The organism is Mesorhizobium sp. M0663 (genome assembly GCF_040320585.1).
Lineage (GTDB): Bacteria > Pseudomonadota > Alphaproteobacteria > Rhizobiales > Rhizobiaceae > Mesorhizobium.
In genome coordinates this window covers 195,510-208,910 of record NZ_JAMYPX010000006.1, presented here as the reverse complement: position 1 = coordinate 208,910, position 13,401 = coordinate 195,510, and the positions used below count along the sequence as shown (strand labels likewise).

The window sequence follows — 13,401 nt, the reverse complement described above, 5'->3', positions numbered from 1 at the left end:
CTGCAGATCAACGTATTCGATTGGCGCAGGATGCTATTCGGCGCACACGCCCGTTGATACGCGAAAGCAAGAGTAGCGGGCCAAGCCCGCCGCTCTTTGTGTTGCGGGCCGTGATAATCAGCGGCCCCAGATGCCTTGGCCGGATTCAGGCGCCACCGACTCGGAGGTTATCTTGGCACCGGTACGCTCGGAAGTAACTGGCTTGCGGATCGAACCGGTGAAGGTGTTGTCGACGTTGGCAGCAGCAGCAGCGGCCGGCTGGTTGACGTTGTCCGAGCCATAATGGTCGCTGCCGGCAAAAGCAGTGCCGGTGGCAACGAGGATGGCGGCGGCGGTAAGAGCGAGCTTGGTCATTTCGGGTACTCCGGTAGTTCTTTAGTCTGTCCGTCAAGTGGCGTGCCTCGGGAGGAATTCGCGTCGCTCGGACCACCCCGAGATGGGTCGGCAAGCCTGTCGTTTCCAATCACGAAAATTTTGTACGGGTGCGCCAAATTGGCCGCTTGAAATTCGACATGCAGCTCCTTGTGCCACAATGTTCTTCTTTCTTTTCAACTAGTTATGCGGTCAGTGGTGATTTGCCGCGCGAACATTCTTTGAGCCGGCGTTCGCCCTTTCCTGTACTCTCTGTCAACAGAACCGAACCGTTCGGTTCGAGCTCTTTTACGTTTGGCTGATCAGCGCTTTCAGAGGCTCGATCGACATTCCTGCCGACGGATCAATGCGCCGTGAAATTCACGCTGCCAGTTCAGCGCCAGCGGCGTCATGCTTGGGCCGCGCGCTGGCCAGAAGCACCACGGGGCAATTGCAGGCGGCTAAAACAGCGCCGGCGGTTTCGCCGAAGAACAGGTCCTCGCCCGGACGTTGAGTGACGCCCATCACGACGATCGCCGCGCCTTTGGCCGCCTCCCGGGTGATCGCCTTGTCGGGTGTGACGCGGGTATGGAACGCGGTGTCGATATGCAGGCCGTAGCGGCCCGCCAGATCGGCGATGTCTTTCAGCACGGCCTCTTCGCGGCTATGTGACACCGATGTCGACCTGCGGCCCTTGGCCGCCTTTTGCGAGACGTAGAGAACCTTGATCCGCGCCCGGTTTGGACGGGCCAGCGCCAGCGCCAAGTCGGCGGCGCGACGCGCCACCTGGGTACCGTTGACGGGGACGAGAATGCTGGTGCCGGCCTTCAGCGTCGGCATCTTTTCGCCAGCATTGCCGCCGTTCAGGACCAGGCAAAGCGGGCCGTCAAATCCCGCGGCAATGTCGTTGAGGGCCGGCGCGAAGGCGCCATCGGCGGTCAGCACATCGTCAAGGCCGACCAGCAACAGGCCGTATCCCTTGCGGGCCTCTTCGGCGATCGTCTCACCCGTGGCTTCCAATTCGGTGCGGGCCGTCAGATGGACTTTGTCGACAAGCGTATCTTCGATCCGTTTCACCGCCTGAGCGCTCTTTTTTGCGCCCTTCTTGATTTCCTGCAGGGCGCGCTCCTGTCCTTTGCTGTCGGTTGGCCTGTCAATTCGGCCGTCCTTCGGCTGAAGCAAGGTGGTGGGCATGCCGCTGCCTCCGCCGACCAGTCCGGCGAGATATGCAGTGAACTTGCCGATCCTGCTGTCGTCGACCAGCACCAGCAGCCTCTCCAGCCTGGAAATGAAGCCGTATTCGTCCAACGCCTCGCGCTCGACACGCTGCTGCTCGTCGTGCCCAACCGGCAGCCGGCCGAGCGCCCAGCGCAGCATCGGCGGCATGGCCAGCGTGGTGATCACGGCCATGGTAACGATCATGGTGAAGAGATTGTGCGACAGGATGTTCATCGACAGGCCGATGCTGGCGACGATGACCTCGGTCGAGCCGCGCGCGTTCATGGCACTGCCGACGGCGATTGCTTCCTTGAACGACATGGCGGCGAGCCTGGCGCCGATGAAGGCGCCGCCAAACTTGCCGATGCTGGCGATGACCACGAGAGCGCCCGTCAGCATGGCAAGCGTCGGATCGGCAAGCACGGTGAGATCGGCGGAAAGCCCCGCCATGCCGAAGAAGATCGGCATGAACAGCGCGGTGATGACGCCGCGAAGTTGGCCTTCGATATGGCTAGAGAGGATGGGCGATTCCCCGACAAGGATACCGGCGACGAACGCCCCCAGCACGGTATGGACGCCTATCATGTTGGTGATCAGCGCCATCACGCCCATGATGATGAGGATCATGGTGATCACCGCAAACTCGCTGCGGAATTGATCGTTGGTCCAGCGGATCAAGGTGAAGACAAGACGGCGGCCGATGGTGAAGGAGAACACCATGAACAGTGCCACTGCGGCGATGGTGGTCACCAGCGGCGCGAACTGCAGCCTGCCATTGGTGGCGATGCCGAAGGTTACGGCGATGATAAGCCAGCCGATCGTGTCCTCGATAATCGCCGAGGAAATAATCACCTGTCCGAGGTTGCGGCGCATGAAGTTCATCTCGCGCACCACCATGGCGACGACCTTGACCGACGAGATCGACAGCGCGGTGCCCAGGAACAGCCCGGCGACGGTGCGCTGCGTCGGGTCAGCCAGCAATGCGTCCGGCAGGAATTGCGCCAGCGCGAAACCGAAGATGAAGGGCACCACGACGCCGGTCGCCGAAATGGAAAAACAGGCCGCGCCAACCCGGCGCACCAGCCGCAGGTCGGTCTCCATGCCGGTCAGCAAAAGCAGCATCAGGATGCCGAGCTGCGAGACGGCGTCGATCATGCCCTTTTGCGCAGGATCACTGGGAAAGATCAGGTGCTGGGCCGACGGCCACAGCCAGCCGAACAGCGAAGGACCGAGCAGGATGCCGCCGATCAGTTGGCCCATGATTGCCGGCTGGCCATAACGCTGCAGCACTTCGCCCAGGCCGCGCCCAACAAGCAGCAGAAGCACGATCTCGGCGACGAAAGCGCCTTCGCCCGAACCACCCATGCCGGAGGCCCGGGTACCGGCAACGAGCGTCTCCGCTGCCCAGGCCGCGCCCGCGGGGACGAAAGCGCAAACCAGCAGTGTCAGGCTGGAACGTGTCGGAGCCTGCCAAGCCATGAAACCCCCATCGCCCAATGCACGTGTCCAACAACGCGCGACAGGGCGTTGCGTTGCTAGACGTGGACGTCACCGAAGGAGAGTTCGCCGTCGTCGCTCTCTGTCAGAAAGGCTGTCACCAGCAGGCCTGCATAGAGGACGGCGACCAGCACGACGATGGCGCCACCAGGAACGGGACCCAGGGCAGCACTGGTGACGGCCTCACGCATCGACCCGACGAAGCCGATGCGGACGCCTTCGGCCAGAAGACTGGGGGTCGACAGTTTGAGGATCCAGGCCAGCAGCAGAATCAGCAGCATGTAAATGTAATTGCGACGCAGGCGGCGCGCCAAAGCCACGCGTTGCGAAATCAGGAATTTCGGCGCGCGCAGGCTCTCGCCGACGATCAACAGCCAATCGGACGCGAAGTCCGGCTGCGGCGAGAATATCTGCGCGAAATAGTGCCGTTCGAACTGGCGCACGCGAGCCCGATAGAAGTCGAAGAAGCGATATCGGCGGGCCTCTATCCACAGCAGCAGCAGAACAAGCAGCATGGCAAACAGCAGCACGCCATGGTGAGCGCTGGCTGTCGAAAGCGAAACGGACAGCATGGCTGCGACAACGGTTATCGCCCAGTTGCTCGTCCGGTCCAGGCGGTCGCGCCACCCAGCCATGCGCGCAATCTCGGCGCGATGAAAGTGGGACATCGTGGTTACGAGTTCGCCGGACGACAGTGTCCTTCCGATGGGATCCGGCGCCGGCAACACTTCTGCCATGACAATGCCTCCACCCGCCACGCGAAAACGGCCGGATGGAGATATCGTTCCGACGCTCAATCCGCCGGGCGCAGCCAGACCTTGTTGTCGTGGAAGGCGGCGCCGCCATAGGGCGCCGGCGCATCGGCGCCGGTCAGCACGTTGATGCCCTCGCCGCGCTCATGGGCGCTGTTGGGCCAGATGCCTTCGGCGACTACGACGCCGCGCTTGATGCCGTCGAACAGTTTTGCGTGCAGCACCACTTCGCCACGCTGGTTGCCGACCTCGATGCGGCCACCGTCGGCGACGCCGAGTGCCGCCGCATCATCGGGATGCACGAGCAGCTCCGGCCGGCGCTCTTTTGCCTGCGACACCGGCGTTTCGGCAAAGGTCGAATTGAGGAAATTGCGCGCCGGCGAGGTGGTCAGCCGGAACGGGTGCGCCGCGTCCGCCACCTCGATCAGGTCGACGTGATCGGGAAATTCCGGCAGCCGCTGCACAGGCCCGAAGAGGCCCATGCTTTTCGGCGGCCGGTTGGGCGCTGCCTGCCCGGTCCAGTTGGCGCGGAAATGGAACTTCTTGTCGGCATGGCCGAAGCCAGTGATGAAATGCGCGGCCTCGAAATCCGGCTGCAGGTCGACCCATTTGTCTTCCTTCAGACTGTCGAAACTGCCCAGCCCGCGCTTGCCCAGGATGATGTCGATGTGCTGCTGTTCTGTCAGGCCGAAGCCCGGCATGTCGGCAACGCCGAGGCGCTTGCCCAACTCCTCGACAACGAAATGGTTGGTGCGCGGGCCTTCCGGCGGGTCGATCAGCTTCGGCCCGAGTGTGATATGCTGGTTGCCGCCGCCCTTGTAGACGTCGTCATGCTCGAGAAACATCGTCGCCGGCAGCACCACATCGGCGAGCTTGGCGGTGTCGGTCATGAACTGCTCGTGCACGCAGGAAAACAGATCGTCGCGCAGAAAACCTTGCTTCACCAGCCGCTGCTCCGGCGCGACATTGACCGGATTGGTGTTCTGGATCAGCAGCGCCGTCACCGGCGGGCCGCCATAGAGCGCATCCTCAGCCCCGGTCAGCACCGGGCCGATGCGCGAATGATCGAGATGACGGATCGCGGGGTCGCGCATCCGCGTGCCTTCGAGCAGTTCCTGGTTGAGCTTGAAGATGCCCGAATTGGTATGGAAGGCGCCGCCTCCCTCATACTGCCAGCAGCCGGTGACCGCCGCGATCGAGGCTGCGGCATGCATGTTGACCGAACCGTTGCGCTGCCGCGAAAAACCGTAGCCGAGGCGGAAATAGGTCTTCTTCGTCGTGCCGACGAGGCGGGCGAAGGCCTCGATTTCGTCGACGGAAAGCCCGGTGATGTCAGCGGCCCATTGCGGCGTCCGCGTCTTGAGATGCGCTTCCAGACCGTGCGGATCGTCGGTGTATTTTTCTAGATAGGCGCGGTCGGCCATGCCGTCACGGAACAGCACGTGCATCACCGCGCAGGCCAGCGCGCCGTCGGTGCCGGGCTTCAGCACCAGGCCGAGATCGGCCTGCTTCATCGTTGCATTTTCGTAGACGTCGATGACGACGATCTTGGCGCCGCGTTCCTTGCGCGCCTTGATGGCGTGGGTCATGACGTTGACCTGCGTGACCACGGCGTTGGTGCCCCAGATCACCACGCAGTCGGACTTTGCCATTTCGCGCGGGTCGGGGCCGCGCAGCGCGCCGGCGCCCATCATCCAGCCGGTCCAGGCCAGATTGGTGCAGATCGAACCGAAGAAGCCGGAGTATTTCTTGGCGTGCCTGAGCCGCTCGATGCCGTCGCGCTGCACCAGCCCCATGGTGCCGGCATAGTAATAGGGCCAGACCGTCTCCGAGCCGTATTTTGCCTCCGCCGCGATGAATTTTTCAGCGACCAGATCGAGCGCCGCCTCCCAGCTCGCTTCCTTCCAGGCGCCGTCGCCCTTGGCGCCGGCCCGGACCAGCGGCTTCAGCAGGCGGTCGGGATGATGGACGCGATCGGCGTAACGGGCGACCTTGGCGCAGATGACGCCGGCCGTATAGCTGTTGGCCTTGGCGCCATGGACGCGGCCGATGCGCCTGGCGTCGAGCAGCTCGACCTCGAGCGCGCAGGTCGACGGACAATCATGCGGACAGGCCGAATGGCCGATTTTGAGTTTGGCATGCTGATTCATGGGGTCAAACTAGCTGCTTTGGACAACCAGGTGTAGGGCCAGATGACGAGCCAATCTCCCCCCAAGTGGGGGAGATGTCCGGCAGGACAGAGGGGGGCGTGAAGGATCGCAACGTCGTCGGTGTGACTCGCTCTTGATCAAACTCCAACGACCGGCGGCTCCAAATGGCTGTCAGGCTGGCGGGAACCCACGAGCGGGGAGATTACGCTCTCCTACTCCGCCGTGCCTTCCTCGTACTCCGCCGACATCGACAGCCATTTTTCCTCATGGCCGGCCAGCTGTTGCGCAAGTTGTGAGCGCTCCTTGGCCAGCCTTGTCGCGGTCGAGGGGTCCTTTTCGTAGACGGCCGGATTGGCGAGCTCGTCCTCGATCAGGTCGATGCGCTTGCGGAGGCGGTCCATCAGCGCTTCGGTGGCGCGGATTTCCTTGGCCAGCGGCTCGAAGGCGGCGCGGCGCGCGGCTGCATCGCGGCGGCGGTCGGCCTTCGACGCTTTGTCCGCCTCGCGCTTGCCGCGGCGGTCGCCGGAGACGCCGGTGACCAGCGTCTTGTAATCCTCGAGATCGCCGTCATACGGATTAACCGCGCCGTCCTTGACCAGCCACAGCCGGTCGGCGGTCGCTTCGAGCAGATGGCGGTCGTGCGAGATCAGGATGACCGCGCCGGGAAAATCGTTCAGCGCATGGATCAGCGATTCACGGCTGTCGATATCAAGATGGTTGGTCGGCTCGTCGAGGATGAACAGGTTCGGCCCCTCGAAGGCCGACAGGCCCATCAGGAGCCGCGCCTTTTCGCCGCCAGACAGATCCTTGGCGGCGGTATTCATCTTTTCGGTGGTCAGGCCGAACTGGGCGACGCGGCCGCGCACCTTGGATTCCGGCGCCTCCGGCATCAGCCGGCGGACATGCTCATAGGCGTTTTCGTCGGGCCTGAGGTCGTCGAGCTGGTGCTGGGCGAAGATTGCTACCTTCAGCCCGGGCGCCACCGTCATGCTGCCGGTCTCCGGCTTCAGCCGGCTGGCCAAAAGCTTGGCGAAAGTCGACTTGCCGTTGCCGTTGGCGCCGAGCAGCGCGATGCGATCGTCGGCATCGATGCGCAGCGTCATCTTCTTCAGGATCGGCTCGCCCTCGGTGTAGCCGACGTTGACGTTGTTCAGCGCAATGATCGGCGAGGCCACCGACTTCACCGGCTCCGGAAAGGAGAACGGCCGCACCGCGTCGTTCACGATCGCGGCGATCGGCTTCATCTTCTCCAATGCCTTGATGCGCGACTGCGCCTGCCTCGCCTTCGACGCCTTGGCGCGGAAGCGCTCGACGAAGGATTCCATGTGCTTGCGCGCGGCTTCCTGCTTGACGCGGCCCTTCTCCTGCAATTCGCGCTGCTCGGTGTATTGACGCTCGAACTGGTCGTAGCCGCCGCGCCAGAAGGTCAGCTTCTTCTGGTCGAGATGGACGATCGAGTTGACGGCGCGGTTGAGCAGGTCGCGATCGTGCGAAATCAGCAGCACGGTGTGCGGGTATTTCGACACGTAGTTTTCCAGCCACAGCGTGCCTTCGAGATCGAGATAATTGGTCGGCTCGTCGAGCAGCAGCAGATCGGGCTCGGCAAACAACACGGCGGCCAGCGCGACGCGCATGCGCCAGCCACCGGAGAAGGACGAGGCCGGGCGCCGCTGCGCGGCATCGTCGAAGCCGAGGCCGGCGAGAATGGTGGCCGCGCGTGACTCGGCCGAGTGCGCATCGATATCGGCCAGCCGCATGTGGATGTCGGCGATGCGGTGCGGATCGGTCGCCGTCTTTTCCTCTTCGAGCAGTGCACTCCGCTCAAGGTCGGCCTTGAGCACGATCTCGATCAGCGGCTCCTCGGTGCCCGGCGCTTCCTGCGCGACCTGGCCGATGCGCGTGTTTTTGGGCAGGCTGATCGAGCCGGTTTCGGAGGCGAGGTCGCCGGTGATCGCCTTGAACAGGGTCGTCTTGCCGGTGCCGTTGCGGCCGACAAGGCCAGCCTTGCTGCCGGCCGGCAAGGTCAGTGAGGCATGGTCGAGAAGCAGGCGTCCGGCCATGCGGAGCGAAAGGTCGTTGATGATCAGCATGGCCGGGCTTTTGCACGGGACAACCATGCTTCGCAAGGGCTTGAGCCCCGGTTCGCCGCATAAGCCGCGAAAACCGACAAGCAAGTCAGCGGCCGCGCCGCGACTTCCCGCAAAACGCAAAAAGAACCCGCTATCCTGAGGGGGGACAAGGAGAGCGGGCTCTTTCGTGAACGGCGGCCTTGGGAGCGTCCGATCGACATCCAAACACGCAGCAGCTTGGTTTGTTCCATGGGAAGAACGAACTATGTGATGAACAAACGCTGCTGTGGCCGGCAGGTTTGTCCACAGGAGCGTGCCGTCTGTACGCTATCGACCATGACGCTGCGGAAAGACTCGGCTATCCTTGGATGTGCGGCGGGCCTGATCTCCGCCTGGCCGGCGCCATCAGCTTCCTCCCAAGCGGCGCCGGCCACCTTCCTTGACCGGCGCCGCTTGCCCGATCGACGCCATTTGAGGCGGTCATTGTTTCGGCGGCGTGCCGGGCTGATCGCCGCCGGTCGTCGACTTCGGCACCGGATTCTTGTCGACCTGCGGGTTCTGATCGACCGTGTCGCCAGGGGCCTTGGTCGGCTGGATGTTGTTGTCGCAACCCGCAACAGTCAGAGCTGCCATAAGCAGCAGGATTGAGCGCTTTTTCATCGCAGTCTCCTCTCGCCCGACAACGAGGCGTCGGCGATTTGGTTGCGCGGCCGGTGTCGTTCCTGCATTCGCCAAGGGGCCTGGGAACAAAATGCCGCGTCTCCGGTTGCTGCACAATCAATGGAGGATGGCATGATCCGTCTGCTCATCGCCGGGGCAATCGCCTATGTTGCCTATCGCGTCGCCAAGAAAGTGATCGACGAGGTGCCCGACGATTTTGATCCGCTGCTGTTGCCACCGCCACAGGACGATCGCGAGGCGCTGCGGCGGCAATCGGCAAGGATGGGCGTCGAGCCCGAGCGTTAGTCGACAGGCCTGCCCGCAAGGCTTCTTCGTTCACGAGCCCTATTCCGGCTCCGCAAACCGTTGCGAACAAAGCAGAAACGATGCTTGATGGGCGATGAACCTCGCCGCCCGTGATTCGTCCTTCCAGCCGGCCTATCTGGCGAAGCTCAACGCCGAGCAGCGGCTTGCCGTCGAACATGGCGACGGCAAGATCGCCGGGCCGTTGCTGGTGATTGCCGGCGCCGGCTCCGGCAAGACCAACACGCTGGCGCACCGGGTCGCGCATCTGATCGTCAGGGGTGCCGACCCGCGCCGCATCCTTTTGATGACATTTTCGCGCCGTGCCGCAGCGGAAATGGCCAAGCGGGTCGAGCGCATCGCCGGCGAGGTGCTGGGGCGCGATGCCTCGGTGATTACCGATGCGCTGAGCTGGGCCGGCACGTTCCACGGCATCGGCGCCAGGCTGCTGCGCGATTATGCGCTGGAGATCGGTCTCGATCCGGCCTTCACCATCCACGATCGCGAGGATTCCGCCGACCTGATGAACCTCGCCCGCCACGAGCTTGGGTTTTCGAAGACCGAAGCCCGCTTCCCGACCAAGGGCACCTGCCTGGCGATCTATTCGCGCGCCGTCAACGCACAGGCGCCGCTCGGCGAGGTGCTGGGTTCGGTGTTCCCGTGGTGCGCCGGCTGGGCCGAACAGCTGAAGCAATTGTTCGCCCGATATGTCGAGGCCAAGCAGGCGCAGAACGTGCTCGATTACGACGACCTGCTGCTCTACTGGGCGCAGATGGCCGGCGAGCCGGAAATCGCCGCGCATCTGGGTGCGCGTTTCGACCATGTGCTGGTCGATGAATACCAGGACACCAACCGGCTGCAGGCATCGATCCTGACGGCGCTCAAGCCCGACGGATCTGGGCTGACGGTGGTCGGCGACGACGCGCAGTCGATCTATTCGTTCCGCGCCGCGGAAGTGCGCAATATCCTGGATTTTCCCAAGCAGTTCGCGCAGCCGGCGGAAGTCGTCATGTTGGAGCGCAATTACCGCTCGACCGAGACCATCCTGGCAGCCGCCAATGCGGTAATCGGCGAAGCGTCGGAACGTTTCACCAAAAATCTCTGGACCGAGCGCAAATCTGCGGAAAAGCCGAAGCTGGTCAGCGTGCGCGACGAGACCGAGCAGGCGAGCTACGTCTGCCAGGCGATACTCACCGAACGCGAGGCCGGCACCGTTCTCAAAGCACAGGCGGTGCTGTTTCGCGCCTCCCACCATAGCGGCCCGCTGGAGATCGAGCTGACGCGCCGCAACATCCCCTTCGTCAAGTTCGGCGGGCTGAAATTTCTCGATGCAGCTCACGTCAAGGACTTGCTGGCCGTACTGCGCTTTGCCGAAAACCCGCGCGACCGCGTCGCCGGCTTTCGCGTGCTGCAACTTCTGCCGGGCATCGGCCCTTCGGCCGCCAATGCGATCGTCGAGACCATGGCAAATTCGCTTGACGAGACGATGGGGCTTGCCCGCTATCGGCCGCCGCAGCGTGCCGCCGACGACTGGCCGGGCTTTGTCGCGCTCTATAGCGGCCTGCGCGCCGGCGCGCAAAAATGGCCGGCCGACATCGAACAGGTCAGGCTCTGGTACGAGCCGCATCTGGAACGTATCCACGAGGATGCAACGACGCGCCGGGCCGATCTCCTGCAGCTCGAGCAGATCGCTTCCGGCTATGCGTCGCGCGAGCGCTTCCTCACCGAGCTGACACTCGATCCGCCGGACGCGACCAGCGACGAGGCCGGCCCGCCGCACCGCGACGAGGATTATCTGATCCTGTCGACGATCCATTCGGCCAAGGGCCAGGAGTGGAAGAACGTCTTCGTGCTCAACACCGTCGACGGCTGCATCCCGATCGATCTCGGCGTCGGCAGCAAGGAGGACGTCGACGAGGAGCGGCGGCTGCTCTACGTGGCGATGACGCGGGCCAAGGACAGCCTGCACCTGGTCATGCCGCATCGCTTTTTCGTCCACGGCCAGGCGGCGCGCGGCGACCGCCATGTCTATGCCTCGCGCACGCGCTTCATCCCGCGCTCTATCCTCGGCGCCTTCGAGCAGGTGGCATGGTCCAGCGTCCAGGCCAGAGACGATCCGCGCCGCCAGCCGCAGGTGCGTGTCGACCTCGGCGCCCGCATGCGCGGCATGTGGAAATAGGCACCCGCCTCGACGTCGGCGCTGCTCGCCCGGCGACCGCTCCCAGAGCCGGCGAAAAAACAATCCCGGCAACATGGAACCTCGCGCCGTGATCCGCGTTTCTGCCCGACCCCCAGACCGGAGAACGGCGTCCGCCGTGACCTCCGCCCATTCGAGAGGCCAGAATGCACGACAGGACGTTTTCCACCCCGGTCGCCCTAACTGTTGGCGCCGGCTACAAGCGTACGATCGCTTCGTTCTCCGAGATGCACGAATTCCTGACCGAGTTCCCGCCTTCGCGCCGCCGGCTGAGCTATGGCGCCGCGGTAAAGGCCTGCGAGGCGGCACGTGCCGGCGATATCTCGGCCGAAGCGGCACGCGACGCCCTGATCACCTTCGCCGTGACGGCAGGCATCCTCTGGCCGGCCGCCCAGCCGGCAGTCTCGGTCAAGCCGGTCGCCCGGGGCCTCGGCGGCTACGCCGCCTGACAAGACTCTTCGTCATCATGGCCGGCCGGATTCCGGTCATCAGTGCTGGCCCGGCGGATCCTAAATCAGCTGCCTTCTGATGCTCATCCGGGTGACCGCGGTCACAAGAATGGCGCCGATCATGAAATAGATGGTCGCGACAATGTCGCCCTGGTGGAAATAATAACCGGAGTTGAGAAGCGCCAGGACCACGGCGAAGAACGCCACAAGGCGCAAGGGTTCATTGGGCATGCGTGCCAATTCTCGCTGTTGCTGCTGAATGCTGCTGAAGCGGCCGCCCTCACGACCGTGCGCTCCATAAAATGTTTTGGCGCGTTTTGCAATCTCGGCAGATCGTCCTCTATCCACCGTCCGCTTCACCAGCCGCCCCAGGTTCAGGCGAAAGCCCTGCCCTCCTCGCTGCGCTGGAACATCGTCAGGTCCAGTCCGAGGCTTGGCTTGCCCAGAATGGTCAGGATCGCATGCGCCTGGCCGCGGTGGTGGGTCTGGTGGTTGAAGAAGTGGTCGAGCGCCGGCGCCAGCCGCTGCGAGACGGTGCGCATATCCGAGACGGTCATGTAGGAGAAGCGGCCCGACAGCGCCTTGTCGCTCAGGCCGTCGACCCAGTCGATGATCCGTTTGTCCTCGGCCTCGCGCGCCAGCCGCAAGCCTGGCAAGGCGCGGTGCAGGATCGTGTCGAGCCTTGCCGGCGCGTCGCCCTCGCCGGTGAAGCGTTTCATCCAGATACGGTCGGCTGCCAGGAGGTGGTTGAGCGTTCCCATCATCGAACCGAAGAAGACGCCGATATTGCGGTCGAACTCTTCCTCGTCGAGATCGGCGGCGGAATCGTAGATGCGGCCGTTGGCCCATTGATTGTAGGCCGCAAACATCCTGAAATGCTGTTTCATTTTCTCTCGACCTGCGAGACCCCCTGCGCGGGTCCGTTTCGGCCATAGTTAGACTGCAAGGACGCTGCCGCCAATGACCATTCTGCTCTATGACCTTGTCGGCCGCGATGCCGCCCGCCCATTCAGCCCACATTGCTGGAAGGCGGCGATGGCGCTGGCCCACAAAGGGCTCGACATCACCAGCGTGCCGACCCGTTTCCTCGAAGTGCCGAAGGTGGAAGGCGGCGTCTCGAAGCTCGTTCCGGTGATCCGCGACGGCGAGACGGTGGTCGCCGATTCCTTCGCTATCGCGCTCTATCTCGAGGAGGCCTATCCCGAGCGGCCGACATTGTTTTCCGGCGACGGCGGTAAGGCGACGGCGCGCTTCATCGAACGCTGGTCGCAGCTGACCATCCATCCCTACGTCACCACCGCTGCGATACTGGACCTGCACGCCATGCAGGACGAGGCGAACGCCGCCTATTTCCGGCAGAACCGCGAGCAGCGCTTCGGCAAGCGCCTGGAGGCGGTTTACGCCACCCGCGACGGCGGGCTCGCCGGCTTCCGCGCCTCGCTGGAGCCGCTGCGCTCGATGCTTGGCTATCAGCCCTCCATCGGCGGCCGGTCGCCGCTATTTGCCGACTACATCGTTTTCGGCGCGCTGCAATGGGCGCGCATCGCCACGCCCTACCGGCTGCTCGACGACAGCGATGTCGTGGCGCAATGGTTCGAACGATGCCTCGATCTGCATGGCGGCCTCGGCCGCAACGTCGCGGCGGCAGCGATCTCCCGCCTTGAGGCCCCTTGAGGGGTGAAATCGGCAGTTTTCATCGGATGCGCCACATTTTGTTCTTGCTTTGTGCCGGCAGCTATGCTACTAATCTCGATA

At 63.8% G+C, this 13,401-nt stretch carries 12 protein-coding genes; 4 read left to right on the top strand and 8 right to left on the bottom strand.

Translation table 11 applies throughout. From position 1 onward, the window contains the following. Positions 1-117: 117 nt before the first annotated feature. From NKI54_RS14865 to NKI54_RS14840, 6 genes are all read right to left on the bottom strand, one after another. Positions 118-354 (bottom strand): DUF680 domain-containing protein, encoded by a 237-nt coding sequence (locus NKI54_RS14865; RefSeq protein ID WP_352452970.1) that lies wholly within the window; start codon positions 352-354, stop codon positions 118-120. A gap of 378 nt (positions 355-732) precedes the next feature. Beyond that, positions 733-2,934: a cation:proton antiporter domain-containing protein gene (locus NKI54_RS14860; protein WP_502898224.1), complete on the bottom strand. Its 2,202-nt coding sequence runs from the start codon at positions 2,932-2,934 to the stop codon at positions 733-735. Positions 2,935-3,104: 170 nt separating this feature from the next. Continuing rightward, entirely contained in the window at positions 3,105-3,803 is a 699-nt protein-coding gene (locus NKI54_RS14855; RefSeq protein WP_352569713.1) for a DUF2270 domain-containing protein, read from the bottom strand. 56 nt (positions 3,804-3,859) lie between these two features. Then, positions 3,860-5,968, bottom strand: a complete 2,109-nt coding sequence (locus NKI54_RS14850; RefSeq protein ID WP_352636523.1) for a molybdopterin-containing oxidoreductase family protein — start codon at positions 5,966-5,968, stop codon at positions 3,860-3,862. 212 nt (positions 5,969-6,180) lie between these two features. Further along, entirely contained in the window at positions 6,181-8,058 is a 1,878-nt protein-coding gene (locus NKI54_RS14845) for an ABC-F family ATP-binding cassette domain-containing protein (protein WP_023677658.1), read from the bottom strand. Between the two features lie 459 nt (positions 8,059-8,517). Then, a complete protein-coding gene (locus tag NKI54_RS14840; RefSeq protein WP_023677659.1) occupies positions 8,518-8,697 on the bottom strand; it encodes a hypothetical protein in 180 nt (59 codons plus the stop codon). A gap of 132 nt (positions 8,698-8,829) precedes the next feature. Between NKI54_RS14840 and NKI54_RS14835 the strand changes: the two genes are divergently transcribed. The 3 genes from NKI54_RS14835 (at position 8,830) to NKI54_RS14825 (ending at position 11,646) form a co-directional block, all read left to right on the top strand. Continuing rightward, a complete protein-coding gene (locus NKI54_RS14835; protein ID WP_352636522.1) occupies positions 8,830-9,003 on the top strand; it encodes a hypothetical protein in 174 nt (57 codons plus the stop codon). A 94-nt stretch (positions 9,004-9,097) separates the two neighbouring features. Continuing rightward, complete coding sequence (locus tag NKI54_RS14830) at positions 9,098-11,179, top strand: ATP-dependent helicase (RefSeq protein WP_352636521.1); 2,082 nt, start codon at positions 9,098-9,100, stop codon at positions 11,177-11,179. Between the two features lie 164 nt (positions 11,180-11,343). Next, positions 11,344-11,646 (top strand): DUF982 domain-containing protein, encoded by a 303-nt coding sequence (locus NKI54_RS14825; protein ID WP_023677662.1) that lies wholly within the window; start codon positions 11,344-11,346, stop codon positions 11,644-11,646. A 60-nt stretch (positions 11,647-11,706) separates the two neighbouring features. On the opposite strand, the gene NKI54_RS14820 is transcribed toward NKI54_RS14825, so the two are convergent. Next, the gene (locus NKI54_RS14820) at positions 11,707-12,006 is read right to left on the bottom strand and encodes a hypothetical protein (RefSeq protein WP_156937369.1); all 300 of its coding nucleotides are present in this window, start codon (positions 12,004-12,006) and stop codon (positions 11,707-11,709) included. 14 nt (positions 12,007-12,020) lie between these two features. After that, complete coding sequence (locus tag NKI54_RS14815; RefSeq protein WP_352691808.1) at positions 12,021-12,533, bottom strand: DinB family protein; 513 nt, start codon at positions 12,531-12,533, stop codon at positions 12,021-12,023. 73 nt (positions 12,534-12,606) lie between these two features. On the opposite strand from NKI54_RS14815, the gene NKI54_RS14810 reads away from it, so the two are divergent. Further along, positions 12,607-13,320 (top strand): glutathione S-transferase family protein, encoded by a 714-nt coding sequence (locus NKI54_RS14810; protein ID WP_352636519.1) that lies wholly within the window; start codon positions 12,607-12,609, stop codon positions 13,318-13,320. The last annotated feature ends 81 nt before the right edge of the window (positions 13,321-13,401 follow it).